The following is a 23,735-nucleotide window of genomic DNA, read 5'->3' on the forward strand; positions in this document are numbered from 1 at the left end:
CTATTCGAACGGCTGCATCCCGGCCTTCCCTGAACCCCTTTCATTTCTGCGAGTACTGGGCGAAGAGCTGCTCACCGGTGAGGTTCCTGGTCGTCTCCGCAAACGAATAGAACGACGGTTTGCGGTCGATGAAAATCTGCTCGGCCAATACCCACGGGGCACTGTCCTGAAAAAGCCCGATCGGGATGGCGTAGAAATCGTCCTCCTTCAGACGATAGAACAGATGGGTGCCGCAGGTCCGGCAGAATCCGCGCTCGGCCCACTCGGACGAGGCATACACGGAAATCTGGTCGGCGCCCTCGAACTCAACCGCATCCCCACACTCGGCCGCGAACAGCGGTCCACCGCCCCATTGCCGGCACATGTCGCAGTGGCAGACGCCAATCTGGCTGCTCTTCGGCGTGGCCCTGAGCCTGACTGCACCGCAGAGGCACACCCCATGACGTTCGGCACTCGAATCCATCGTTCGCCCTCCCAACACGTATCACTTCGGGGTGAAGCATAGATCCTTGCGCCGTTTCGCGCCGACGGACTACGGCATTGCCCTCGCTGTCCGTCGCTTCGGTGTTTGCTTAATCCGAATCCGGCCAGGTGGCCTGATCGCTGCTTGAGAACACCTTCGGCATCTCACCCGGTGCGGTGGGGACCAGTGAAAGTCGCTTCCAACGGGCCCGAACCTCATGGTCCATCACCGGTTCCTGCCGGATCACCAAGTCCAGTCCGTCATCCTGGCCGAGACCCCGTTCAACCACGATGTCCAGGAAGGGCTCGCCGGCCGCCGCGGTCTCCGGCCACTCGGGTTCCTTCCAGCGCGGTTGTTGATCGTCTCCACCGCCACCCATCAGTCCCAGTTCTGCGAGGGCGACATCCAGCAGGGCCGCCTCCGGCAGCGCGAAGTCCGGATCCGCGCCTGACCGCGCCGCCCTGGGCCAATCCCTGATCACGTCATTGATCGACTCGGCGCGGCCGCAGTCACTGCCGAGACAGTACTTCCGCTCCGATGCCGTCAGCTCCCGGCGGCCAGCCGCGGTGATATCCGCAGCCTGCCCCATGACCGGCCGGGTCAGGAAACGCCAGCTTACGTCCGGCCCTTCGCCAAAGTGCGAAGGTGGCGCAACACGTTCCTCGCCCAGGTCCCGGGCAAGCGATTCACGAACCGTGGGACCCAGATTGAACCGGCTGACCTCCACCAGCCCGATTTCCAGCGGCGGACCTTCGTCCGGCTGCACCGTGGCCCTCGCATAGCGCAAATGGAAGCGCGCCCGCGGTAGTTCCGGCTCCTCGTTCAGCAGAATCCGCAGCGCCTTGCTCAGCGGACCGAACCGGGCGTCGGGATGCAGGACGCTGTCGTCCTGATCCTCCGCCAGGGTCTGTCGCAGCCGATTCTGCAGACCCATTGCATCGCGTTCCTGCCAGCGCCCGGCAGGCATGAATGACGCGGCGATGGCGTCCAGGGATTCCGCGCCCTGCAGCTCGGCCTCCGGTGCCATGCCTGCAACCGCAGGTGACCCCGCCAGTGCCACGCCGAGCGTAAGGCCGCGCGCAGCAGTCCGAATGTCCCATCTGAACACCGCTTCCCCCTTTGATGCCCTTGCCGCCGTCATCCGGAGTCATGGGGATCCGGATGATCGCGGAAACACAGGATAGTCAGATGCCAAGACGCGTTGCCAACTCGTCAACGAAATCCTTGTGTTCTTCTTTCATGAACACGCTGCGCAGGATCACAGCCTTGTCCGTGTCCACCTCATAATCCGGGAAACTCTCCAGGAACTGCACGGCGTTAATCGTGTAGAGACTCAGGTAATAGCCGCGTGCACCGGCGTCCATGCCATGTTGAAAAATATCCCGATTGATCCGGTTTAGAGCGGACAGTCTCTTCGACTCAGGCGTCTTGAAGTAGCCGACGATGTCCAGATCCGGCTCGCGATAAAGCGTCCAGCCGGGGCTTCGCTGAATCCGGTCCGCAAAACGCACCGCCGCCTGCCTGGCTGAAGCAAGCACCTGGCCCAGGCCTGCTTCATCCAGAGGCAGCAGTTCCAGGGTGGCCCAAAAGGCGGCCGCCGACGCGCCGGCGCGTGAGCATTCCAGACTGATTTCACCGAGATGCAGGTCATCCGAGGTGAAATAGGTGTACGGCGAATCATGGGCCAGGAAGCCCGCAATCGATGCATCCTTGTACAGCACACTGCCGCAGCCATAGGGCTGCAGCCCATGCTTGTGCGGGTCGATGACGATGCTATCCGCATGGCGAAAAACCTCCCAGTGCCGCCTGGAAGGCAGTGAATCCCTGATCAGCGTGAAGAATCCGCCGTAGGCACCGTCGAGGTGGATACGGATCCCGTGGCGCCGGGCCAGGGCCAGCAACTCAACCAGCGGCTCCACGATGCCGAGCCCGGTGGTGCCAAGCGTGACCACGATGGTGCCGATCGCCTCGGCATTGCGTTCGATGAAGCCAAGCTCCGGCAACCCACGGGCGTCGACCGGGATTTCGACGAACTCGGCGTTGAGCACCCGGCACATCCGACGATGCGTGAAATGGGCATTCGCGCTTGCGGCGATGGCCTTACTCGGGTGGGTCTCCCGGGCCACGAAAAGCGCCTCAAGGTTCGCGATGGTGCCGCCGGAGGTCAGATGACCGATGCAGGTTTCATCATAGCCAACCATACCGGCCAGCTTCATAATCACCGCCTTCTCCAGCTCGGATGTCGGCGGCCCACCGTCCAGCGCGTGGTTGTTCGGGTTGATGGTCATTGCCAGCGTGTAGGCCAGCCATGCCGCGGGATGCGGTGGCTTGAGCATCTGGCCGGCGTATGCGGGGTGATGGAACGGATAGTTTTCCTCCAGCCGTTGTTCCAGCCGAAGCAGGACGTCCTCTATCCGTTCCGGTGACTGGTGCGGATCCGGATCGGTGTATCCATCCGTTGTGCCGAAGGATTCGCGCCAGGCATCGAGTCTTTCCAGGGCGTTTCCCAGTGCCGGCAGAAATTGCTGGAATCTGTTCACTGCAAGCTTTTCCATCGATTGGGGGTGAAACAGGGTGCGGGACGGTCACGGGATCATCGCCGTGTTCCGCCACCAAATCGTGCTAATCCTCTTCGAGCACGCGATAATTCTCGGCCAGAAAGTCGATCAACGCCCGCATTGAGGGCAGCATGCCCCGGCGGGACGGGAACAGCACATGGATTACTTCCCTGGGCGGCCGCCAGTCCCTCAGAACGGGAACAAGTGCTCCACGCTGGAGTTCCTGCGACAACATCAGAACCGGTAGCTGGACAAGGCCTACCCCTGCCAGCGCTGCCGACTTCAGGGCCATCATGTCAGTGGTGATGTAGCGGGGGGAATGCCGGATGGTGACGCTTTCGCCGTGGTCGTTCTCCAATACCCAGGCATGGTCTTCCTGCGGCACGGCCCGATTCAGGCTTGGCCAGTCCCGGAGATCTTCCGGCGTTGCCGGGGTTCCCATTCGCCCAAGGAGCGCAGGACTGGCGACCAGGCACTGGCCCCGGTCCGATAGCACCCGAAGTGCCAAATCGCTGTCCTCCAGCGGTGGCGGGCGCACGCGAATCGCCATGTCCAGCCCCTCGGCCAGAACATCGACACGCCGGTTGGTCGCCTCCAGGTGAATCGAAACCTTCGGGTATCGCGCCATGAAGCGGGCGAGCATGTCTCCAACATGAAAGTTGAGCAGGCCGACCGGGCAGGTCGTGCGGATGGTTCCGCCCGGCTCCGCAGCCAGGCTGTCGATTGCCTGCTGGGCGGCCTCCGCCTCCACCAGCATGGCGCGGCAGTGCTCCAGGTAACGCTGGCCAACCTCGGTCAGGCGAAGTGGCGCGTGGAACGGTGAATCAAGCGCACGCCCAGGCGTTGCTCCAAAAGCGCAACCCGTCGGCTCAGCCTGGACTTCGGCACCCCAATGGCTCGTCCGGCCGGGGCGAAACCGCCACTCTCGGCAGCCTTCACGAAATAGTAGAGATCGTTGAGATCCTGCACCAAACCTCGCTTATCGTCCCACTGATGGGACGATCAGTGCTTTCTGTCAGACTACAAGTCTTTGCGTCCTGCAAATAGTCTTATTTCAGACAGGTATCCGATTGACGGCGCCGGGGAACGGCGTGGTACCGAGCAGCCCGCACGTCCGGGCACAACCTGCAGGAGGAACGATGACTACCTCATACAATCGTCTCGACAAGGATCAGGCAGCCGTGCTTCTGGTCGATCATCAGACCGGTTTGCTGTCTCTGGTCAGGGACATCCATCCCGACACCTTCAAGAACAACGTGCTGGCGCTCGCAGATCTTGCGCAGTATTTCCGGCTGCCGACAATCCTGACCACGAGTTTCGAGGACGGTCCCAACGGACCGCTCGTTCCGGAGCTGAAGGGGATGTTTCCGGATGCGCCATACATTGCCCGTCCGGGCCAGATCAATGCCTGGGACAACGAGGACTTCGTTGCCTCGGTCAAGGCGACCGGCAAGAAGCAGCTGATCATTGCGGGCGTCGTCACCGAAGTCTGCGTGGCCTTTCCGACGCTTTCCGCGCTATGCGAAGACTTCGAGGTGTTTGTCGTCACCGATGCCTCGGGCACATTCAACGCCCTCACTCGCGACTCCGCCTGGGATCGCATGTCACAGGCGGGCGCCCAACTCATGACCTGGTTCGGCGTCGCCTGCGAACTGCATCGCGACTGGCGCAACGACATCGAAGGACTGGGTGCCCTGTTCGCGAATCACATCCCAGACTACCGGAACCTGATCAACAGCTACACCACCCTGACCAGCAAGTCCTGAAGGCAACGTCCACCCGGCGAACCGGACGGTTCGCCGGGCCTCAGGGAAACGCCATGCCCGGACGCCGCCGCCGCGCAGTCCCTGCGAGTTCCGGTACGTCCTCAAGCAACTCGAAATCCGCGAACTCGAGTCCCTGCGCCACCGTGCATCGCAAGGTTGCACGCCGGCTGCCGAACTATCCAGACGTCCTGATTCAGTGCCCTTCGCCATTGACCCACCCGCCCCGCACACGTAGAACCGGGGCGCCGCAGCACCGTCGAGAGGCCCAGCGACATGACGCTTTGGATTGCTGCCCTGCTCGGTGTTATTCAGGGCGTTTTCATGTTCCTGCCCGTGAGCTCTACCGCCCACATGGTGCTCACCGAACACTGGCTCATCGCCCAGGGGCAAGCCCTGCCACCACCAGAAAGCCCGGAGATGATCCTCTTCGCCCTGGTGGTACACGTGGGAACCCTGGTCTCCATCGTCGTCGTCTTCTGGCCCAGCCTCTGGCGATTCGTCAGTAACTCCCTTCGCGACGTTGCGGCCTGGGCTGGTGGGGGTGGACGCGAGCGATTACCGCTTTTCTGGAGGCTCTTCTGCCTGGGGATGTTCTCGGTGCTATGCACCGCTGTGCTCGGACTGAGCCTGAAGGCAGCCTTCGAGCACATCTTCGCCTCACCGTCGATGATCGCCGGCACCCTGACTCTCACCGGCATACTGCTCTGGTGGGCCGACCGGCTTGCCCCCAGGCGCCGGGGGCTGAAGGGTGTCAACTTGCGGGTTGCCGGTGTGATCGGCCTGGCTCAGGGCCTTGCGTTAATGCCGGGGTTGTCCCGCAGTGCCATGACCATCGTCTTCGCCCTGTTCACCGGCCTCAAGCGGCGCTGGGCGGCGGAATACAGTTTTTTCCTGGCTATCCCGACGATTTGCGCGGCAACCCTGCTGCAGGCAGTCGATGTCTACCGTCTGGATGCCCCCACCGAGGTCAGCCCCGGCGCGCTCGGTGTCGGCTTCGTGACGGCGGCCCTTGTTGGCATCATCTCGCTGAAGCTGGTTATTTATTTCCTGTACAAGGCACGTCTGAAGGTTTTCTCGTTCTATGTCTGGGCTTTGGCGCTGGCCATCGCCGTCGGGTGGCTGGATTTGGCGCCGGCGCCGCCGAGCTGAGCCGGGAATGGAATGCGGGACGGCCTGGCCATTAGAAGCATGCGCGGGCTTACCCGCTTGGGGCCGGCGCGGCCCCGGTCAGTAAACTGCCGCGTACAATCCGCAAACGGCTACTCGACAGTCACCGACTTGGCCAGATTCCGCGGCTTGTCCACATCCGTCCCCTTCAGCACGGCCACGTGATAAGCCAGCAACTGCAGCGGCACGGTGTAAATCAACGGGGCAAGCTCGTCGTCGACGGAGACGACGGGCAGGTGGTGCTGGACTTCGCCGACCTCGACGGTCTGGTCGGCGAAGACGAACAGTTCGCCGCCTCGGGCATTCACCTCCTGCAAGTTGGAAAGCAGCTTCTCAAGCAGTTCGTTGTTGGGCGCGACGGCCACCACCGGCATATCGGCATCGACCAGCGCCAGCGGGCCGTGCTTGAGTTCGCCCGCCGGGTAGGCCTCGGCGTGGATGTAGGAAATTTCCTTCAGCTTGAGCGCACCCTCCATCGCCACGGGATATTGCGCGCCGCGACCCAGGAACAAGGCGTGATGCTTGTCGGCGAAGTGTTCGGCCATGGCCTGGATGTCGCCTTCCAGGGCGAGGCAGGCCTCGACGGCCTGCGGCAGTTGCTGCAGGGCGGCGGCCAGGCGGCGCTCCTCGGCCTCGGGCAAGCCGCGGTGGCGACCCAGCGCGAGGACCAGCAGCATCAGGGCGACGAGCTGGGTGGTGAAGGCCTTGGTGGAGGCGACGCCGATCTCCTGCCCGGCGCGAGTCATCAACACCAGGTCGGATTCCCGCACCAGCGAGCTTTCCGGCACATTGCAAATGGCCAGGCTGGCACCGTAGTCGCGTTCCCGCGCATCGCGAAGCGCGGCGAGCGTGTCGGCGGTTTCACCGGACTGGGAGATGACCACGAACAGGGTGGTCTCGTCGGCCACCGGACGGACCCGGTAGCGATACTCGCTGGCGACCTCCACATTGCAGGGCAGGCCACAGAGTTCCTCGATCCAGTACCGGGCTACCATGCCGGCATGGTAGCTGGTACCACAGGCGACAATCTGCACGCGCTTGATGCGTTCCAGGATGGCGTTGCCCTCGCCTCCAAAAAAGTCAGCGGAAAGCCGACCATCGGCCAGGCGGCCGCTCAAGGTGTTGGCGATCACCGCGGGCTGCTCGTGGATCTCCTTCAGCATGTAATGCCGGTAGGCGCCACGGTCTGCGGATTCGGGATCAATGCCGGAGACCTGGATCGGACGCTCTGTCACCTCACCGGCGGCGTTCAGGATAGTGAAGCCCTCCGCCCGCAAATCGACGACATCGCCTTCCTCCAAAAACACGAAACGCTGGGTGACGGGCAGTAGGGCGAATACGTCCGAGGCAAAAAAGTACTCATCGAAGCCCAGGCCCACCACCAGCGGGCTGCCACGGCGGGCGCCGATCAGGCGGCCCGGCGCATGCCGGTCCATGACCGCCAGCGCATACGCCCCGCGGATCTGGCCCAGCACCTTGCGCACGGCTGCAAGCAGGTCGCCGCCGTCGTCCAGTGCCTGATGGACCAGGTTGACCACAACCTCGCTGTCGGTGTCGGAAGAAAAACTGTAGCCGTCCACCTGCAATTGCTGCTTCAACGCCTGGTAATTCTCAATGATGCCGTTGTGGACCAGAGCAATACGGTCGCGGGAGATGTGCGGATGGGCGTTGCATTCACTGGGAACGCCGTGGGTCGCCCAGCGGGTGTGGGCGATCCCGGTGTGTCCGGACAGCGGTACTTCGGCGATCTGGTTCTCCAGCGCCTCGACCTTGCCTACGGCGCGGTGCCGCTGGATCGGACCACCGGCGGCCAGCACCGCGAGACCGGCGGAGTCATAACCACGGTATTCAAGGCGGCGCAGACCCTCGAGCAGGATCCGTTTCACGTCGCGCTGGGCGACCGCGCCAACGATGCCACACATAAGCCTGATTCCCGATGCAATGCAAGGCCGGGGTTCGACGGCGGCGGCCGAATCCGGCGGCAGAGGGCCCTGTGCCGACCGCCAGGGCCGGTCGGCACAGGGCTTCGGTCAGATGCCGCGACGCGGTGATGGCACCAGCAGCAGTGGCCGGGTCGTACGGCGAACCAGGGCCGCCGCGGTGCCGCCCAGCATCAATTCGCGCACCGGGCTGTGGCCGCGCTTGCCGATGATGATCACGCCGGCGTCCGTCTCATCCGCAAGAGCAATGATCTGCTTGCTCGGGTTGCCACGACCAAGCCGACACTCGGGTTTCTGGCCGCCGGCAACCCGTGCCGCGAGGGCGTCCAGGCGTTCCTTGCCGTAGCGCTCAGCTTCAGATTCGCCCTGGTCCTCGATGGCGTCATAGTCAATCACGTGGACAAGGGTGCCATTGCCGCCCGCAGCCAGTAATTCCAGCGCCATGGCCTCGGCGCCGGCCCCGCTGTCGGAAAAGTCCGTCGCCAGCAGCGGCCGCCCCAGGTCCACGCCGGCCAGGCCATCGGCCGTTGCCGGTTCGATCAGCACCGGAACGGTGGTCTTGCGCGCAAGCTGCAGGACCGTGCTGCCGCGCAGGAATTCACGAAAAGCGGATTCGCCGCGCGAGGCAACCATGATCAGGGATGCCTCGCGGGCGCGAGCCAGGGTCGAAAGTTCGTGCGCCGGTTGCCCGATCCGAAGCTCGACGTTGACCTTGGTGTTGCCGTCCTCCAAATGCTCCCGCGCATCTTCCAGGCGGCGGGTTGCCGACTTCCGATGTTCCTCGTCACCGGCACTGGCATCGTGCGACCGAAGCACATCCACCAGCGTGATCTCGCGCATGCCTCGTTGCTTCAATTGCTCGATACTGCGCAGGTTGATCGGATTTGCGGATCCGAAGTGCGCCGCGACTACTACATGCTCGAACATCGACAGCCTCCTTTCTCTCGGTAATCTGTAGACGGCGCTGGCCAAATCCGATCAGCGCAGCCATTGTCACGTGGCGGAGCGGCTTTCGCGGCCCGCGAAACCCATTGCAACTCTCACCGGCCCTGCCTCTTATCATTGAGGCGGCCGTGCTTGCGGTCAACCGCGGCGCCGGCTTCGCCAGCCCGCCACCTCACTCTGCCGTGCCCGGCTCGTTGCAAGACTGTCGGGGGAAACGTCCCGCGTCACCGTGGTGCCGGCGCCGATCACGGCGCCCCGGCCAACCGTGACCGGGGCGATCAGTTGCGTATCCGAACCGATGAATGCGCCGTCCTCGATGACCGTCTGGTGCTTGTTGACCCCGTCATAGTTGCAGGTAATGGTGCCGGCCCCGATGTTGACCCCGGCCCCGACGCTGGCGTCACCGATGTAACTCAGATGATTCGCCTTGCTGCCCTCACCGAGCCGGGCCTTCTTGATTTCGACGAAATTACCCACCTTGCTGTTGTCGGCCAGGTCAGTGCCGGGCCGGAGCCGCGCGAAGGGGCCGACCTGCACGCCGCTACCAATGACTGCCTGCTCGAGGACGCTGTTGGCCTCGACCACGGTATTCGGACCCAAATCACTCTCCCGAACGAGACAGTTCGGCCCGATGCGCACCCCTTCAGCAAGACGGACCCGCCCCTCGAAGACGCAGTTGACGTCGATGAAGACATCGGTGCCACAACTCAGGGCGCCACGGACATCGATGCGCTCGGGATCGGCGACGGTAACACCTGCGCGCATCAGGTCTTCCGCCTGGCGCCGCTGGTAAGCGCGCTCCATGGCCGCGAGTTGCACGCGATCGTTGATCCCGGTTACCTCCGTGGAGTCGCTGGCCACCACCGCCGACACCGGGAGGCCATCGGCGACAGCCAGGCCGATCACGTCGGTCAGGTAGTATTCCCCCTGGGCATTGTCGTTGCTGCAACGTCCCAGGCAGGAGCGGAGGATCCCCGCCGGGCAGGCCAGCAGGCCGCTGTTGGTCTCGCGGATATCCAGCTGTTCCGGGGTCGCATCCTTGTGTTCGACGATGCCGAGCAGTCCGCCATCGGGCGCGCGCAGGATGCGGCCGTAGCCTGAGGGATTCGACAGGAAGACGCTGAGCAAGGCAGGGCCATCGGTGGCGGCCGCCAATAGCAACCGCATCGTCGCGGGGCGAACCAGCGGGACATCACCGTACAGCACCAGGACCGTGGCATCGTCGGGCACCGCAGGCAGCGCCTGCATGACGGCGTGGCCCGTGCCCAGCTGTTCGGGCTGCTCCACCCACTGCAGCCGCTCATCGGCGATCGCATCGCGGACACGGGTGCCACCATAGCCGATCACCACGTGCAGCGCATCCACGCCTGCGTCTCTGGCGCCGTCGAGTACGTGCTGCAGCAGGGGGCGGCCGGCAAGTTCGTGCAGGACCTTTGGCAACCGGGAGCGCATTCGCGTGCCCTGCCCGGCAGCTAGGACAATGGCATGGATCGACATGAAATCCCTCTTCGTTCAGCGTGCCGAAATCAGCATCCGTTCAGCCCGCAGTGTACTGGCTGGGCGCGACAGCCATAAAAAAACCGCCGCTGCCCGAGGGCAGAGACGGTTTCCTGGACGCTGGGCAGATGGCGCTTATTTGCCCATGCCGCGCTTCTTCTTGAGACTCTGGATGGCCCGGATCTGCGCCGCGGCGGCCGCCAGTTCCGTCTGGGCCTTGGCATAGTCCATTTCGCCGGTGCGGTTGCGAATTGCTTCCTCGGCTCGCTTGCGCGCTTCTTCTGCAGCCGCCTCGTCCAGATCCTTGGCCCGCGCCGCCGTGTCGGCGAGCAAGGTCACGGTCTTCGGCTGGACTTCCAGCATGCCGCCGGAGACGTAGAAGAACTGCTCTTCGCCACCGGCCAGGGTAACCCGGACTTCGCCGGGCTGCAGCTTGGCCAGGAATGGCGTGTGACGAGCCATGATACCGACTTCGCCTTCGACGGTGCGCGCAACGATGAACTCAATCTCGCCGGAGAAGATTGCTTCTTCGGCGCTGACCACGTCCAGATGCATTGTCGTTGCCATGGGGAACCCCCTATCTGGTCCGTGTTACAGGTTCTTCGCCTTTTCCACGGCCTCTTCGATGGTGCCGACCATGTAGAAGGCCTGCTCCGGCAGCTCGTCGTACTCGCCGTCGACGATGCCCTTGAAGCCGCGGATGGTGTCCTTCAGCGAGACGTACTTGCCCGGCGCACCGGTGAACACCTCGGCAACGAAGAACGGCTGCGACAGGAAGCGCTGGATCTTGCGCGCCCGGGCCACGGTCCGCTTGTCCTCTTCGGACAGCTCGTCCATACCCAGGATGGCGATGATGTCCTTCAGTTCCTTGTAGCGCTGCAGGGTACCCTGCACGGCGCGGGCCACCTCGTAGTGCTCGTCACCGATGACCAACGGATCAAGCTGGCGGCTGGTGGAGTCCAGTGGATCCACGGCCGGGTAGATACCCAGCGAGGCGATGTCACGGGACAGCACCACGGTGGCGTCCAGGTGGGCAAAGGTGGTTGCCGGGGACGGGTCGGTCAGGTCATCCGCAGGCACGTACACGGCCTGGATCGAGGTGATCGAACCGGTCTTGGTAGAGGTGATGCGTTCCTGCAGCACGCCCATTTCCTCGGCCAGGGTCGGCTGGTAGCCCACCGCCGACGGCATACGGCCGAGCAGCGCGGACACCTCGGTACCGGCCAGGGTGTAACGATAGATGTTGTCGACAAACAGCAGCACGTCCCGGCCTTCGTCGCGGAAGTACTCGGCCATGGTCAGGCCGGTCAGCGCGACGCGCAGGCGGTTGCCCGGCGGTTCGTTCATCTGGCCGTAGACCAGGGCCACCTTGTCGAGCACGTTGGAGTCGGTCATTTCATGGTAGAAGTCGTTCCCTTCACGGGTCCGCTCACCCACGCCGGCAAACACCGAGTAGCCGCTGTGCTCGATGGCGATGTTACGGATCAGTTCCATCATGTTGACGGTCTTGCCGACACCGGCGCCGCCGAACAGGCCGACCTTGCCGCCCTTGGCGAACGGGCAGATCAGGTCGATAACCTTGATACCCGTTTCCAGCAGTTCCTGGCTGGCCGACAGTTCCTCGAAGGTCGGTGCCTTGCGATGGATCTCCCAACTGTCATCGGAGCCGATGTCACCCTTTTCGTCGATCGGCCGACCGAGCACGTCCATGATCCGGCCCAGGGTCTTCTGACCCACCGGCACGGAGATGGCCTTGCCGGTGCCTGCGACTTCCAGGCCGCGGCTGAGACCGTCGGTGGTACCCATGGCGATGCAGCGAACCACGCCGTCACCGATCTGCTGCTGGACCTCCATCGTCAGGTCCTTGTCCTCGATGCGCAGGGCCTCGTAGACATGGGGCACGCTGTCACGCGGGAATTCCACGTCGACCACCGCCCCGATGATCTGAACAATCTTTCCTGAGCTCATACCCAGTTCCTCTCCAAGCAATTCCAGAAAACAGCGTTGTTCCGCTGGGGCAGCGCGCCGGTCATACCGCGGCTGCGCCGGACACGATTTCGGTCAGCTCCGTCGTGATCGCCGCCTGGCGGGCCTTGTTGTAGACCAGATTCAGGTCGTCAATCATGGAGCCGGCGTTATCGGAGGCACTCTTCATGGCCACCATCCGGGCCGCCTGCTCGCTGGCGATGTTATCCACCACCGCCTGGTAGACCAGTGATTCCACGTACCGCTGAAGCAGATCGTCCAGCACCTGTTCGGCACTGGGCTCGTAGATGTAATCCCAGGAGTGCTCCTGGGTTTCACCGTCGCCATCGGCCATGCCGGAGAGCGGCAACAGCGTTTCCAGCCGCGGCTCCTGGGACATGGTGTTGATGAAGCGGTTGTACACCAGCACCAGCTGATCCAACTCGCCGGAGCGATAGGCATCCAGCATGACCTTGATGGTGCCCAGCAGGTCGGCGATGTGCGGGCTGTCACCGAGGTGCGTCGCCTGCGCCACCAGATTGGCCTTCAGGCGCGAGACAAACTGCACACCTTTGTTGCCGACGGCGCAGACGTCCATCTCCAGACCCTGCTTCTCGCACTCGCTGAGCTTCGGCAGCAGCATGCGGAACAGGTTGCTGTTCAGGCCGCCGCAAAGACCACGGTCCGAGGTAATCACGACGAAGCCAATCCGCTTGACCTCACGCTCGGCCATGAACGGGTGCCGGTACTCCGGATCCGCCTTGGCGAGGTTCGCGATCACGCTCCGAATCTTGTCGGAGTAAGGCCGCGCTTCCGCCATCCGCTGCTGTGCCGAACGCATCTTGCTCGCAGCCACCATTTCCATGGCGCTGGTGATCTTCTGCGTGTTCTGCACGCTCTTGATCTTCGTGCGTATTTCTTTGGCGCCGGACATGCCGTTACCTCAGTTCGCTTACCAGGTACCCTGCGACTTGTACTCGTCGAGCAGCTTGCGCAGGCCGGATTCGATCTCGTCGTTCAGGTCACCCGTTTCGTTGATGGTGTCCATGAGATCGCCGTAGTTGGATTTGAAGTGCTGATGCAGGCCGGCTTCAAAGGAACCGATCTTGTCCAGCTCCAGGTCGTCGAGGTAGCCCTCGTTGACCGCGAACAGGGTTGCAGCAGTCTCGGCGACGGACAGCGGCGAATACTGCTTCTGCTTCATCAGTTCGGTAACCCGCTGACCACGTTCGAGCTGCTTCCGCGTGGCTTCGTCCAGGTCGGAAGCGAACTGGGCGAAGGCCGCCAGTTCCCGATACTGGGCAAGCGCCAGCCGGATACCGCCGCCGAGCTTCTTGATGATCTTGGTCTGGGCCGAACCACCCACGCGGGAAACCGAGATACCGGCGTTGATCGCCGGACGGATGCCGCTGTTGAACAGGTCCGATTCCAGGAAGATCTGGCCGTCGGTGATCGAGATCACGTTGGTCGGCACGAAAGCGGACACGTCACCGGCCTGGGTTTCGATAATCGGCAGCGCAGTCAGCGAACCGGTCTTGCCCTTCACCTTGCCGCCGCTGATCTGCTCGACGTGATCGGCATTGATGCGCGAGGCGCGCTCGAGCAGCCGGGAGTGGAGGTAGAAGACATCACCCGGGAAGGCTTCGCGGCCCGGCGGACGACGCAGCAGCAGGGACACCTGGCGGTAAGCCTGGGCCTGCTTGGTCAGATCGTCGAATACGATCAAGGCGTCTTCGCCCTTGTCCATGAAATATTCACCCATGGAGCAACCGGAGTATGGCGCGATGAACTGCATCGCAGCGGAGATCGAGGCCGGGGCTGCGACGACGATGGTGTTCTGCAGCGCGCCGTGCTCTTCCAGCTTGGCCACCACGTTGGCGATACTGGAGGCCTTCTGACCGATAGCCACATAAACGCATTTAATGCCGCTATTCTTCTGGTTGATGATGGCGTCGATGGCGACCGCGGTCTTGCCGGTCTGCCGGTCGCCGATGATCAGCTCGCGCTGACCGCGGCCGATCGGGATCATCGAGTCGATGGACTTGATCCCGGTCTGGACCGGCTGATCGACTGACTGCCGGGCGATAACGCCAGGTGCCACCTTTTCCACCGGCGCGCTGTGGTCGGTTTCCACCGGACCCTTGCCGTCCAGCGGGTTGCCCAGCGAATCGACCACGCGGCCCAGCAGGGCCTCGCCGACCGGCACTTCCAGGATACGACCGGTGCACTTGACCGGATCGCCTTCCGAGATCTGTTCGTAGTCACCCAGCACCACGACACCAACCGAGTCGCGTTCCAGGTTAAGCGCCATGCCATAGACATTGCCGGGGAATTCCAGCATTTCCCCCTGCATGACATCGGCCAGACCGGCAACGCGGACGATGCCGTCCTGAACGGACACGGCCGTGCCCTCGTTGCGGGCTTCGGCCACCGCATCGAATTTCTCGATGCGCTGCTTGATCAGATCGCTTATTTCCGAAGCTTTGAGTTGCATTGGAATCACCCCTTAGCGGTTCAGGTTCGTGGTCAGGCGATTGAGCCGACCCCGCACCGAACCGTCGATAACCAAATCGCCTGCGCGAATCACGGCACCACCGAGCAGCGCTTCATCCACTTCCGGCTGCAGGCTGACCTTGCGCTTGAGGCGCTTGCCCAGTGCCTCCGCGACTGCATCGCGCAACGCGTCGTCAACCGGCTTTGCCGAAATCAGACGGGCCTGCAGCGTGCCTTCCTCGGCCGCGCGCAGGGCTTCGTACTGAGCCGCCACGTCCGGCAGGGCAATCAGCCGCCTGTTCTCGGCGAGCAGGGCGACAAAATTCTTGCCACCCTCGTCCAGATACTCGCCACACAGGTCGAGCATCAGGTCACGCTGCTGATTCGGCGACAGTCGCGGGCTGGCAAGAATGGCTTGCATCTGCACATCCCTGACCACGGCCGCGAGCGCGCCGAGCTGATCAGACCATGCGGCCAGGGCGTTCTTCTCCCTGGCCAACTTGAAGGCAGCCTGCGCGTAAGGACGGGCGATGGTGTTGAAATCCGCCATCGGTTTGTGCCTCAGAGCTGCTTGGCGAGATCACTGAGCAGATCGTTGTGCGCCTTCGCATCAACCTCCCGCTCGAGAACGCGTGTCGCGCCCGTGATCGCCAGAGTGACAACCTGCTCCCGAAGCTCAGTCTTGGCCTGATTGATTTCCTGCTCAATCTGGGCCTGCGCGGCAGCCAGCTGGCGCTCGCCTTCGGCGCGCGCAGTGGACTTGGCTTCCTCGATCACTTCGTTGGAGCGCTTGTTGGCCTTGTCAATGATTTCGCCGGCCTTCTGACGGGCCTCGCGCAGGATCTCATCCGCCTTTTCATTGGCGGTTTCCAGATCCTTGCGGCCCCGTTCAGCGGCGGCCAAGCCGTCGCTGATGTTGTCCTGGCGGGCCTGCATGGCCTTGGACACACTTGGCCAGACGAACTTCATCGTGAACCAGACGAATATGCCAAAGGCAATCATCTGGCCTAAGAGCGTGGCATTGATCTCCATGCCATCACCTCCAGTGCCTGGGTTTGTGGATTTGCGTCAGCGCTTAGGATCCAGCGGCGGCGGTGACGGCACCCACGAACGGGTTGGCGAAGGTGAAGAACAGGGCCAGACCCACACCGATCATGGACACGGCATCGAGCAGACCGGCCAGCAGGAACATACGACCCTGCAGCATCGGAGCAAGCTCCGGCTGACGGGCGATGCTTTCGAGGAATTTGCCACCCATGATGGCAAAACCGAGAGCGGTGCCGATGGCGCCGGAAGCCAGGATGATGGCAACGGCGATGACGGTCATGCCCTGAACACTGGCGATCAGGCTAGCGAGTTCCATTGGTTACCTCCAAGTAGGTCATCAGTCGAAGAAAGAAAACATTCAGTGAATCAATACACTGTCCGGCCTAGTGCGATTCCGCCGCCATGCTCAGATAGACCATGGTCAACATCATGAAGATGAAGGCCTGCAACGGAATCACGAGAATATGGAATATGGCCCAGATCGTTGCCAGGATGATCTGGCCGATCAGCAGGAAGATACCGCCAAGGCTGGTAAACACCTCGAACAGCCCGTAGCTGAGCGTCAGGGTCGCGATCAGGATGAAGATCAGTTCCGCAGCGTACAGGTTGCCGAACAACCGCAGCGACAGCGAGACCGGCTTGGCGAACAACTCGACGAAGTTCAGCGCGAAGTTGAACGGCGCCAGGGACCAGTGATTGAACGGATGGAAGAAGAGCTCGTGCAGGTAACCCTTCGGGCCCTTGTACTTGATGCTGTAGATGATGATCAGCGCGAGCACCGACAGCGACAGGCCGAAGGTGACGTTCATGTTAACGGTCGGCAGGATCTTGAAGTAATCCCAACCCAAAGCCTCCATGGTGCTGGGCGCGAGGTCGATCGGCACCAGGTCCATGAGGTTCATCAGGAAGATCCAGCAGAACAGGGTCAGCGCCAGCGGAGCGGCAAGCGGATTGTGGCCATGGAACGTCTCCTTGGCCAGCTTGTTCATCCCCTCGATCATCATCTCGACGAAATTCTGCAGGCCGCCCGGGACACCCTCGGTGGCCTTGCGCGACGCGGCCCAGAATATCCAGCAGAACAGGGAGCCAAGCAGAATGGAGACGATCAGAGAGTCAGCGTGAATGGTCCAGAAACCCTCACCGATGCTCCAGTGGGTCAGGTGATGGTTAATGTAATACGTGACGCCGCCCGAGTTGTCGCTCATCGCTGTCTCACCGCTGGTTCGGCCGCGCCCACACGGAACGCAACCCAGAAAACAAGAATTGTCAGGATATAAGTCACTATCAGGGGGGCGAAGTGGTCAGCAAACCATTGCAGCGCGACAATGAACAGCACCACGGTCAGACCAAACTTCAGCGCCTCGCCTTTGTAGAACGCACCTATTATCTGTTTCGGCGGCGCATCCGGCCGAACCGAGAAGACTTTCATTGCCAGGTAGGCCCCTGGAATGATCGCAATCAGTCCGCCGACCAGTGCCGCGGCGCCGTGCTCCGGACCTTGCAACAGCAACCAGAGCAGAGCGCATGTGCCCGCCACCACAAGCTGACCGAAAAAAACGAACCTGACCGGCGAACGGGCGGGCATGTTGTCACCCCCCTGGGTCGTCGAACAGGATCATGACACCTGCGCCTGAAACGAATGTGACGGCGGCATTGGTGCGGTCGTGCAACAGGTCTTATTGTGCCCACGCACCGACCATCCGGGCCGGCACGAGCGGCGGAGTATAAAGACTCGCCCCTGGAGGGTCAACGCGGCTGCGGGCCTCATGGGAACGCTGACTGATCCCGGTCTGCCTAGCCGATGTGCTGCAGGATACCGTCCAGCTCGTCCAGGCTGCCGTAATTGATCACCAGTTTGCCCTTGCCCTGGCGTCCCTGCTGGATTGTGACCGTGGCACCCAGGCGCTCGGACAACTCCGTCTGCAGGCGGCGCACGTCAGGGTCCATGCGGCTGTTGCGCGGCGGCCGCTGTTCGCCGGCCAGGGCCTGTTGCACCAGCCGTTCTGTGGCACGCACCGACAGCTCGCGGCGAACCACTTCGGCAGCCACCGCGCTCTGCTGATGACCCTTGAGCCCGAGCAGGGCGCGGGCATGCCCCATCTCGAGTTCTCCCCGGGCGAGGCGCTCCCGCACGTCGTCGTTCAGATCCAGCAGGCGCAGCAGATTGCTGACCGAAACCCGTGACCGGCCAACCGTTTCTGCCGCCTGCTGGTGGGTCAATCCGAATTCCTCCACCAGCCGGGCGATGGCCATGGCCTCTTCCAGCGGGTTCAGGTTCTCGCGCTGGATGTTCTCGATCAGGGCCAGCGCCAGCGCCACCTGGTCGGTGATGCCACGGACAATGGCCGGCACGGTCTCCAGACCCGCCAGCTGGGCCGCACGCCAGCGACGCTCGCCGGCGATGATCTCGAACCGCTGGTCGCTCAGCGGCCGCACCACCAGTGGCTGAACGACGCCCTGGGTCCGGATCGAATCGGACAGCTCCTGCAAGGCGGTTGGATCCATGTCGCGCCGCGGCTGATAGCTGCCGCGCTGCAACCACTCCAAAGGCAGATCGCGCAGGTGCCCACTGTCGTCCGGCTCGGTCCGCGTCGCGCCGAGCAGGACATCGAAACCCTTGCTGCCAAGTCCCCGCTTCTTCGCCGTCATGATGCTGTCGCCGCCTGCATATCGCGTCGAATCACTTCGCTGGCCAGGGCCATGTAGGCCAGCGCCCCCCGTGAGTATCGATCGTACTGGATTGCCGTCCGGCCGTGGCTGGGCGCCTCGGCCAGCCGCACATTGCGCGGTATCTGGGTGCTGTAGACCTGTTTCGGGAAATGCTGCATCAGCTGCGCCGCCACCTGATTGGCAAGATTGTTCCGTGGATCGTACATGGTCCTGAGCAGACCGTTGATACGCAGCTCCGGATTGGCCCGCTCCTGCACTCGCGCGATGGTATTGAGTAACGCGGTCAGTCCTTCCAGCGCATAATATTCGCACTGGATCGGAATCAGCACGCCGCGGGCCGCCACCAGTGCATTCAGGGTCAGGATGTTCAGCGCCGGCGGACAGTCGATCAGGATGTAGTCATAATCATCCTTCAACCGCGCCAGTTGCCGACGCAGTTGCTGTTCGCGGGCCTCGCTTTCCAGCAGCTGGACCTCGGCCGCGGTCAGGTCGGAGTTGCCGGGTACCAGGTCATAGCCGGCATCCGGCAGCTCGATGATTGCCTCGCGTACGCTGACCTGCTGCATCAGCACGTCATAGCCGGTGTGCTCCGGACTGTCCTTGTCCACGCCGGAGCCCACCGTGGCATTGCCCTGCGGATCCAGGTCCACCAGCAGGACACGGCGGCGATTCATGGCAAGGGCCGCCGCCAGGTTGACGCTGGTGGTGGTCTTGCCGACTCCGCCTTTCTGGTTTGCGACAGCTATGGTGTGCGCCATGGCATCTCCGGTGTCAGTCGTCGGCGCGGCGCAGACGCACCACGGTGCGCTGGGCGTCCAGCCCGGGAACCGAGAGCGGCAGGATGTCGGTCTGCCAACCGCGGTCCAGCTCGCGCAACTCCTCGCCGGCATCGAAACGCGCCTTCATCGCCAGCATGACGCCGCCCGGGGCGAGATGCGCGGCGGCGGCCTTGACGAACGTGTCGGTGCGGGCAAAGGCGCGGGAACAAATCGTGGCGAACGGCGCCGCGGGCCGGAAGGCCTCGACGCGCTGATGCACCACGGCAAGCCCGGTCAGCCCGAGCTGCAGTCGCACCTGCTGCATGAAGCGGGTCTTCTTGCCGTTGCTGTCCAGCACGGTCACCGCCATCTGCGGCCGGCAGATGGCCAGCGGAATCCCCGGCAGGCCGGCACCACTGCCCACATCAAGCAGTGAAGGCTGTTCAAGATAGGGAAGCAGACTCAGGCTGTCCAGCAGATGCAGCGGCACCATGTCCAGCGGATCGCGTACCGCCGACAGGTTGAAGGCGCGGTTCCAGCGATGCAGCAGCTCCAGGTAATCGAGCAGCGGCTCGACCGGCACCGTGCCGCCCTCCGGCAGCACGGCGAGACCGTCCTGCAACCGCTGCCGAACCGGTTGCCGCGGGAACGGCTCGGTCATGCGCTGTGGCGGGTAGCCGCCTGCTCGCTGCCGCGGCGCAGATGCACCAGCAGCAGCGACACCGCCGCTGGCGTGACGCCGGCAATCCGCCCGGCCTGGGCCACGGTCGCCGGCCGATGCTGCTGCAGCAACTGCCGCACCTCGTTGGACAGACCCCGCACCTCGGCATAATCCAGCGCGTCCGGAATCTGCAGATGCTCCAGCCGGCGGCCGCGGGCCACCTCATCCTGCTGGCGTTCCAGATAGCCCGAATAGCGGGCCTGGATTTCCACCTGTTCGGCCACCTGCGGATCATCCACACCGGGGCCGGCCGCCGGCACGGACATCAGGTCCGGGTAGCTGACCTGTGGCCGACGCAGCAGTTGGTCCAGATGCTGTTCGCGCTTCAGCGGCCCACCGAAAACCCGCTGCGCCGTGGCCGGGTCGAGATCCGACGGCCGCAGCAGGGTGTCCTGCAGTCGCTGCTGTTCACGGGCGATGGCCTCGCGCTTGCGCTCGAAGGCCTGCCACTGGTCATCGTCCAGCAGCCCCAATTCGTGCGCCACCGGGGTCAGGCGCAGGTCGGCATTGTCCTCGCGCAGCATCAGGCGGTATTCGGCCCGGCTGGTGAACATGCGATAGGGTTCGCGGGTGCCGCGGGTAATCAGGTCGTCAATCAGCACCCCGATATAGGCCTCGTCCCGGCGCGGCGTCCAGGCCTCCTCGTCGCGCACCTGGCGGGCGGCGTTAATGCCCGCCACCAGGCCCTGGGCGGCGGCCTCCTCGTAGCCGGTGGTGCCATTGATCTGGCCGGCGAAGAACAGACCCCGAATGCATCGCGTCTCCAGGCTCGGCCGCAGATCCCGGGGATCGAAGTAATCGTATTCGATGGCATAGCCGGGCCGGGTGACATGCGCCTGCTCAAGGCCGACGCAGGACCGCACCAGCTCGATCTGCACATCGAACGGCAGGCTGGTGGAGATGCCGTTCGGGTAGACCTCGTGAGTCTCCAGGCCTTCGGGTTCGATGAAGATCTGGTGCGCGTCCTTGTCGGCAAAGCGGACCACCTTGTCTTCCACCGACGGGCAGTAACGCGGGCCGACCCCCTCGATTTCGCCGGCATACATCGGCGAGCGATCCAGCGAGCCGCGGATGATGTCATGGGTACGGCTGTTGGTATGGCTGATCCAGCAGCTCACCTGGCGCGGATGCATGCCGCGGTCGCCGCGCAGGCTGAATACCGGCTCGGGTGAATCACCGGGCTGTTCCTGCAGGCGGGAGAAATCGATCGTGCGGCCATCGATGCGCGGCGGCGTGCCGGTTTTCAGGCGACCGACGCGGAACGGGCGCTCGCGCAAGGTCCGCGCCAGCGCGTTGGACGGCTGGTCGCCGGCGCGCCCGCCCTGGTAGTTGTCCATGCCGATATGGATGCGGCCGCCGAGAAACGTGCCCACGGTGAGCACCACGCTGGGCGCACGGAAGCGCAGGCCCATCTGGGTGACCACGCCGGCGACCTGATCCTGTTCGATCAGCAGATCGTCCACCGCCTGCTGGAACACGAACAGGTTCGGCTGGTTCTCCACCGCCTGCCGCACCGCGGCCTTGTACAACACGCGGTCGGCCTGGGCCCGGGTGGCGCGCACCGCCGGCCCCTTGCGACTGTTCAGGGTACGAAACTGGATGCCGCCGCGATCCGCGGCCAGCGCCATCAGGCCCCCCATGGCATCGACCTCGCGCACCAGATGGCCCTTGCCGATGCCACCGATGGCCGGATTGCAGCTCATCTGGCCGATGGTCTCGACATTGTGCGTCAGCAGCAGTGTCCGGCGGCCCATGCGCGCAGCGGCCAGCGCGGCCTCGGTGCCGGCATGGCCGCCACCCACCACGATAACCTCGAACGATTCACGGTAATCCATCGGAACACCCCGGGAAATTCAACAGGAGCGGTAGTTTAGGGAAATTGTGCGGCGCATTCCATGTTCCTGGTTGCACGCCTTATCGGTTGAGCCTGCCCGCGGGGACGAGAGGAGACCAACTGCGCCGCGGGACGACGGCCGCATGGACGCGGCCGTCGAGCACCGGAGGGCACCATGGACATAATTTCACATCTGCGCCCGAGACCGGTTTTGGTCATCTGGCAAGGCGCGGTGCCGGTTCGGTAGCCGTAGCTACCGGGCCGGTGACGCAACACAGCCAGGGGCCAAAACCGGCCGGGCCCTTCGGGTTGGGCCGCATTTTTCCCGATTGCTGTGTTGCGCTGCTTGACCGCAGAATGACTGCGGCGCTGCGCAGCGCGCCTTGCCTCGGAAAAAATGCGACTCCAAGGCAGATGCGAAATTATGTCCATGGTGCCCTACCAGGGTTTACAGCGTTCCCGCGGCGCAGTTGGTCTCCTCTCGCCTGTGCCGGATTTGGCATTTAGCGCAGCTAGCTCAGACGAGGTGCGCGTAATCCGCCTCGATGCGATCCAGGCTCAAGCGGTTGAGGAAGCCGGAGTAGGCCATCCAGGCAGCCAGTGCGCTCAGATCACTGAATTGCGGTGGCAGGAAGCGCGGCGGGTTGACCAGGCCTTCCTCGACCAGGTGCGCCAGCACCGGGATATCCTCCAGCGTGACCTTGCCGCAAAACAGCAGCGGCACCCGATCCAGACGGCCATGGCGAACCGCCAGCTGGATGAAGTTGTAGACCATGATGAAGCCCTTGCTGTAGCTCAGGTCCTTGGTGAACGGTCCGTAGGTCGGCCCACTGCCGCGGAACACGCGGGAGGCGTGGTTGAAGGACTCGTCGTCGCTCAGACCCTGCTCACGGAAAAAGCCGAACACATCGAGGAAGGTGGCGCCCTGCTCGGCCATGGAGACCGCCCGGATCCGGTTGCCGAGCTTGCGCAGTCGCTCCGGGTAGGACGTAAAGGCGATGATCTCCATCAGGATGGCCAGGCCCTCCTGGGTCACCGTGGCCGATGGCGGCCCCTTGCTGAGGAAGGTACAGACCGGCTGGTCCTGACCGTTCAGCGTCGTGCCCAGATGAACCCAACCCTCATGCACCTCCAGCATGCGGATGTCGCGGTTACGAAAGCGCGCGTCGTCACGGATCTTCAGGTAGTCGGCACCGGCGGCCGCATCGGCCACGATGCCGTCGTCGAGAAACACACGCACCGAGGAATCCGCCTCGGCGAAGGCCGCGGACAGGCGTTGCTGCAGCATCCGCACCGCCTCCTCGGCGGGGATCTCCCGCGGTTCCGCGGACAGGTCACTCTCCCGGTCGATATTGCCCAGCGTCTCGGCCAGCATCGCGCCAAGGTCGGCGATCGACGGATCGCCGGCATGGAAGGCATCCGAGGCGGCGCCGTAGAGCTGTTGCGACAGGTCGCTGAACGCCGGCGTGCCGCGGGCCTGTAGCATGCGGATCGCCATCTGATACTCGCGGCACATGCGGCCCATCATCTTGCCAACCGGATTGAACTGGCCGAGCTGGCGGACGATGTCGCGCTCGATGGCGTGCAACTCGTGGCCGAGTTCCTCGACATCGAAGCCCAGAGGACGATCACGGTAGTAAGCGGCATCGACCGCCGGCTGCTGACGACAGCCGCTGGCGAAGAACGCCTGCTTGACCGAGGCATCCCACTTGATCGCATCGAGGATACGGATCGGCTTCTGCGCCGCGACAATGCGGTCAGACAGGTTCCGAACGGTGTCGCGGTAGGCGTCGTTGTTATCGGCCAAGGGTCGCTCAGGCTCCCGTTTTATGTTTAACGTTTGACGTTTTAAGCAAACATCAACCTAAAACGTGAAACATTAAACCTTAAACGCGGCCGCAACGGCGGCCG

The 23,735-nt window shown here is 63.5% G+C and carries 22 protein-coding genes and 1 pseudogene; 2 read left to right on the plus strand and 21 right to left on the minus strand.

Features of this window, described 5'->3' with window-relative positions:
* Nucleotides 1–40: 40 nt before the first annotated feature.
* The 4 genes and pseudogenes from M0534_RS02640 to M0534_RS02655 form a co-directional block, all read right to left on the minus strand.
* Nucleotides 41–463 carry a GFA family protein gene (locus tag M0534_RS02640; RefSeq protein WP_248566865.1) on the minus strand — a complete coding sequence of 141 codons (423 nt, stop codon included), beginning with the start codon at nucleotides 461–463 and terminating at the stop codon, nucleotides 41–43.
* Nucleotides 464–572: 109 nt separating this feature from the next.
* Nucleotides 573–1,490: a hypothetical protein gene (locus M0534_RS02645; RefSeq protein ID WP_248566866.1), complete on the minus strand. Its 918-nt coding sequence runs from the start codon at nucleotides 1,488–1,490 to the stop codon at nucleotides 573–575.
* 157 nt (nucleotides 1,491–1,647) lie between these two features.
* Nucleotides 1,648–3,003 (minus strand): pyridoxal phosphate-dependent decarboxylase family protein, encoded by a 1,356-nt coding sequence (locus M0534_RS02650; protein WP_248566867.1) that lies wholly within the window; start codon nucleotides 3,001–3,003, stop codon nucleotides 1,648–1,650.
* 82 nt (nucleotides 3,004–3,085) lie between these two features.
* Nucleotides 3,086–3,990 (minus strand): annotated as a pseudogene (locus M0534_RS02655) (LysR family transcriptional regulator).
* A gap of 170 nt (nucleotides 3,991–4,160) precedes the next feature.
* Here M0534_RS02655 and ycaC point away from each other — a divergent pair.
* Entirely contained in the window at nucleotides 4,161–4,787 is a 627-nt protein-coding gene (gene ycaC / locus M0534_RS02660; RefSeq protein ID WP_248566868.1) for an isochorismate family cysteine hydrolase YcaC, read from the plus strand.
* A 273-nt stretch (nucleotides 4,788–5,060) separates the two neighbouring features.
* Nucleotides 5,061–5,936: an undecaprenyl-diphosphate phosphatase gene (locus M0534_RS02665; protein ID WP_248566869.1), complete on the plus strand. Its 876-nt coding sequence runs from the start codon at nucleotides 5,061–5,063 to the stop codon at nucleotides 5,934–5,936.
* Nucleotides 5,937–6,046: 110 nt separating this feature from the next.
* On the opposite strand, the gene glmS is transcribed toward M0534_RS02665, so the two are convergent.
* The 17 genes from glmS to M0534_RS02750 form a co-directional block, all read right to left on the minus strand.
* Nucleotides 6,047–7,876, minus strand: coding sequence for a glutamine--fructose-6-phosphate transaminase (isomerizing) (gene glmS, locus M0534_RS02670; RefSeq protein WP_248566870.1), 1,830 nt, complete (start codon nucleotides 7,874–7,876; stop codon nucleotides 6,047–6,049).
* A 108-nt stretch (nucleotides 7,877–7,984) separates the two neighbouring features.
* Nucleotides 7,985–8,821 carry a universal stress protein gene (locus M0534_RS02675; RefSeq protein WP_248566871.1) on the minus strand — a complete coding sequence of 279 codons (837 nt, stop codon included), beginning with the start codon at nucleotides 8,819–8,821 and terminating at the stop codon, nucleotides 7,985–7,987.
* 156 nt (nucleotides 8,822–8,977) lie between these two features.
* Nucleotides 8,978–10,336, minus strand: a complete 1,359-nt coding sequence (gene glmU / locus M0534_RS02680) for a bifunctional UDP-N-acetylglucosamine diphosphorylase/glucosamine-1-phosphate N-acetyltransferase GlmU (protein WP_248566872.1) — start codon at nucleotides 10,334–10,336, stop codon at nucleotides 8,978–8,980.
* Nucleotides 10,337–10,471: 135 nt separating this feature from the next.
* Nucleotides 10,472–10,903: a F0F1 ATP synthase subunit epsilon gene (locus M0534_RS02685; RefSeq protein ID WP_248566873.1), complete on the minus strand. Its 432-nt coding sequence runs from the start codon at nucleotides 10,901–10,903 to the stop codon at nucleotides 10,472–10,474.
* A gap of 24 nt (nucleotides 10,904–10,927) precedes the next feature.
* Nucleotides 10,928–12,304, minus strand: a complete 1,377-nt coding sequence (gene atpD / locus M0534_RS02690; RefSeq protein ID WP_248566874.1) for a F0F1 ATP synthase subunit beta — start codon at nucleotides 12,302–12,304, stop codon at nucleotides 10,928–10,930.
* Nucleotides 12,305–12,365: 61 nt separating this feature from the next.
* On the minus strand, nucleotides 12,366–13,235 hold the full coding sequence (atpG, locus tag M0534_RS02695) for a F0F1 ATP synthase subunit gamma (RefSeq protein WP_248566875.1): 870 nt from the start codon (nucleotides 13,233–13,235) through the stop codon (nucleotides 12,366–12,368).
* 18 nt (nucleotides 13,236–13,253) lie between these two features.
* The gene (gene atpA, locus M0534_RS02700; protein ID WP_248566876.1) at nucleotides 13,254–14,795 is read right to left on the minus strand and encodes a F0F1 ATP synthase subunit alpha; all 1,542 of its coding nucleotides are present in this window, start codon (nucleotides 14,793–14,795) and stop codon (nucleotides 13,254–13,256) included.
* Between the two features lie 12 nt (nucleotides 14,796–14,807).
* Nucleotides 14,808–15,344, minus strand: a complete 537-nt coding sequence (locus M0534_RS02705) for a F0F1 ATP synthase subunit delta (protein WP_248566877.1) — start codon at nucleotides 15,342–15,344, stop codon at nucleotides 14,808–14,810.
* Between the two features lie 11 nt (nucleotides 15,345–15,355).
* Nucleotides 15,356–15,826 carry a F0F1 ATP synthase subunit B gene (locus M0534_RS02710; protein WP_248566878.1) on the minus strand — a complete coding sequence of 157 codons (471 nt, stop codon included), beginning with the start codon at nucleotides 15,824–15,826 and terminating at the stop codon, nucleotides 15,356–15,358.
* A gap of 43 nt (nucleotides 15,827–15,869) precedes the next feature.
* Nucleotides 15,870–16,157 (minus strand): F0F1 ATP synthase subunit C, encoded by a 288-nt coding sequence (gene atpE, locus M0534_RS02715; protein WP_248566879.1) that lies wholly within the window; start codon nucleotides 16,155–16,157, stop codon nucleotides 15,870–15,872.
* Between the two features lie 67 nt (nucleotides 16,158–16,224).
* Nucleotides 16,225–17,046, minus strand: coding sequence for a F0F1 ATP synthase subunit A (gene atpB, locus M0534_RS02720; RefSeq protein ID WP_248566880.1), 822 nt, complete (start codon nucleotides 17,044–17,046; stop codon nucleotides 16,225–16,227).
* On the minus strand, nucleotides 17,043–17,426 hold the full coding sequence (locus M0534_RS02725) for an ATP synthase subunit I (protein ID WP_248566881.1): 384 nt from the start codon (nucleotides 17,424–17,426) through the stop codon (nucleotides 17,043–17,045). The genes atpB and M0534_RS02725 overlap by 4 nt, the downstream gene beginning before the upstream one ends.
* A 209-nt stretch (nucleotides 17,427–17,635) precedes the next feature.
* Nucleotides 17,636–18,490 (minus strand): ParB/RepB/Spo0J family partition protein, encoded by an 855-nt coding sequence (locus tag M0534_RS02730; protein WP_248566882.1) that lies wholly within the window; start codon nucleotides 18,488–18,490, stop codon nucleotides 17,636–17,638.
* The gene (locus M0534_RS02735) at nucleotides 18,487–19,269 is read right to left on the minus strand and encodes a ParA family protein (protein WP_248566883.1); all 783 of its coding nucleotides are present in this window, start codon (nucleotides 19,267–19,269) and stop codon (nucleotides 18,487–18,489) included. The genes M0534_RS02730 and M0534_RS02735 overlap by 4 nt, the downstream gene beginning before the upstream one ends.
* A 13-nt stretch (nucleotides 19,270–19,282) precedes the next feature.
* A complete protein-coding gene (rsmG, locus tag M0534_RS02740; RefSeq protein WP_248566884.1) occupies nucleotides 19,283–19,930 on the minus strand; it encodes a 16S rRNA (guanine(527)-N(7))-methyltransferase RsmG in 648 nt (215 codons plus the stop codon).
* Nucleotides 19,927–21,825: a tRNA uridine-5-carboxymethylaminomethyl(34) synthesis enzyme MnmG gene (mnmG, locus tag M0534_RS02745; protein ID WP_248566885.1), complete on the minus strand. Its 1,899-nt coding sequence runs from the start codon at nucleotides 21,823–21,825 to the stop codon at nucleotides 19,927–19,929. Before mnmG ends, rsmG begins: the two co-directional genes overlap by 4 nt.
* A 516-nt stretch (nucleotides 21,826–22,341) precedes the next feature.
* The gene (locus M0534_RS02750; RefSeq protein WP_248566886.1) at nucleotides 22,342–23,631 is read right to left on the minus strand and encodes a flavohemoglobin expression-modulating QEGLA motif protein; all 1,290 of its coding nucleotides are present in this window, start codon (nucleotides 23,629–23,631) and stop codon (nucleotides 22,342–22,344) included.
* Nucleotides 23,632–23,735: the final 104 nt, after the last annotated feature.

This window comes from Methylonatrum kenyense (assembly GCF_023195885.1).
GTDB lineage: Bacteria > Pseudomonadota > Gammaproteobacteria > Nitrococcales > Aquisalimonadaceae > Methylonatrum > Methylonatrum kenyense.

What these genes read in the sequence shown, in the direction of transcription:
- M0534_RS02645 (WP_248566866.1), bottom strand. Translation starts at nt 1,490, where the DNA reads ATGGCACCGGAGGCCGAGCTGCAGGGCGCGGAATCCCTGGACGCCATC.
- atpA (WP_248566876.1), bottom strand. Translation starts at nt 14,795, where the DNA reads ATGCAACTCAAAGCTTCGGAAATAAGCGATCTGATCAAGCAGCGCATC.
- M0534_RS02665 (WP_248566869.1), top strand. Translation starts at nt 5,061, where the DNA reads ATGACGCTTTGGATTGCTGCCCTGCTCGGTGTTATTCAGGGCGTTTTC.
- ycaC (WP_248566868.1), top strand. Translation starts at nt 4,161, where the DNA reads ATGACTACCTCATACAATCGTCTCGACAAGGATCAGGCAGCCGTGCTT.
- M0534_RS02710 (WP_248566878.1), bottom strand. Translation starts at nt 15,826, where the DNA reads ATGGAGATCAATGCCACGCTCTTAGGCCAGATGATTGCCTTTGGCATA.
- M0534_RS02675 (WP_248566871.1), bottom strand. Translation starts at nt 8,821, where the DNA reads ATGTTCGAGCATGTAGTAGTCGCGGCGCACTTCGGATCCGCAAATCCG.
- mnmG (WP_248566885.1), bottom strand. Translation starts at nt 21,825, where the DNA reads ATGGATTACCGTGAATCGTTCGAGGTTATCGTGGTGGGTGGCGGCCAT.
- atpB (WP_248566880.1), bottom strand. Translation starts at nt 17,046, where the DNA reads ATGAGCGACAACTCGGGCGGCGTCACGTATTACATTAACCATCACCTG.
- rsmG (WP_248566884.1), bottom strand. Translation starts at nt 19,930, where the DNA reads ATGACCGAGCCGTTCCCGCGGCAACCGGTTCGGCAGCGGTTGCAGGAC.
- glmU (WP_248566872.1), bottom strand. Translation starts at nt 10,336, where the DNA reads ATGTCGATCCATGCCATTGTCCTAGCTGCCGGGCAGGGCACGCGAATG.
- M0534_RS02685 (WP_248566873.1), bottom strand. Translation starts at nt 10,903, where the DNA reads ATGGCAACGACAATGCATCTGGACGTGGTCAGCGCCGAAGAAGCAATC.
- M0534_RS02730 (WP_248566882.1), bottom strand. Translation starts at nt 18,490, where the DNA reads ATGACGGCGAAGAAGCGGGGACTTGGCAGCAAGGGTTTCGATGTCCTG.
- M0534_RS02735 (WP_248566883.1), bottom strand. Translation starts at nt 19,269, where the DNA reads ATGGCGCACACCATAGCTGTCGCAAACCAGAAAGGCGGAGTCGGCAAG.
- M0534_RS02725 (WP_248566881.1), bottom strand. Translation starts at nt 17,426, where the DNA reads ATGCCCGCCCGTTCGCCGGTCAGGTTCGTTTTTTTCGGTCAGCTTGTG.
- glmS (WP_248566870.1), bottom strand. Translation starts at nt 7,876, where the DNA reads ATGTGTGGCATCGTTGGCGCGGTCGCCCAGCGCGACGTGAAACGGATC.
- atpG (WP_248566875.1), bottom strand. Translation starts at nt 13,235, where the DNA reads ATGTCCGGCGCCAAAGAAATACGCACGAAGATCAAGAGCGTGCAGAAC.
- M0534_RS02640 (WP_248566865.1), bottom strand. Translation starts at nt 463, where the DNA reads ATGGATTCGAGTGCCGAACGTCATGGGGTGTGCCTCTGCGGTGCAGTC.
- atpE (WP_248566879.1), bottom strand. Translation starts at nt 16,157, where the DNA reads ATGGAACTCGCTAGCCTGATCGCCAGTGTTCAGGGCATGACCGTCATC.
- M0534_RS02705 (WP_248566877.1), bottom strand. Translation starts at nt 15,344, where the DNA reads ATGGCGGATTTCAACACCATCGCCCGTCCTTACGCGCAGGCTGCCTTC.
- atpD (WP_248566874.1), bottom strand. Translation starts at nt 12,304, where the DNA reads ATGAGCTCAGGAAAGATTGTTCAGATCATCGGGGCGGTGGTCGACGTG.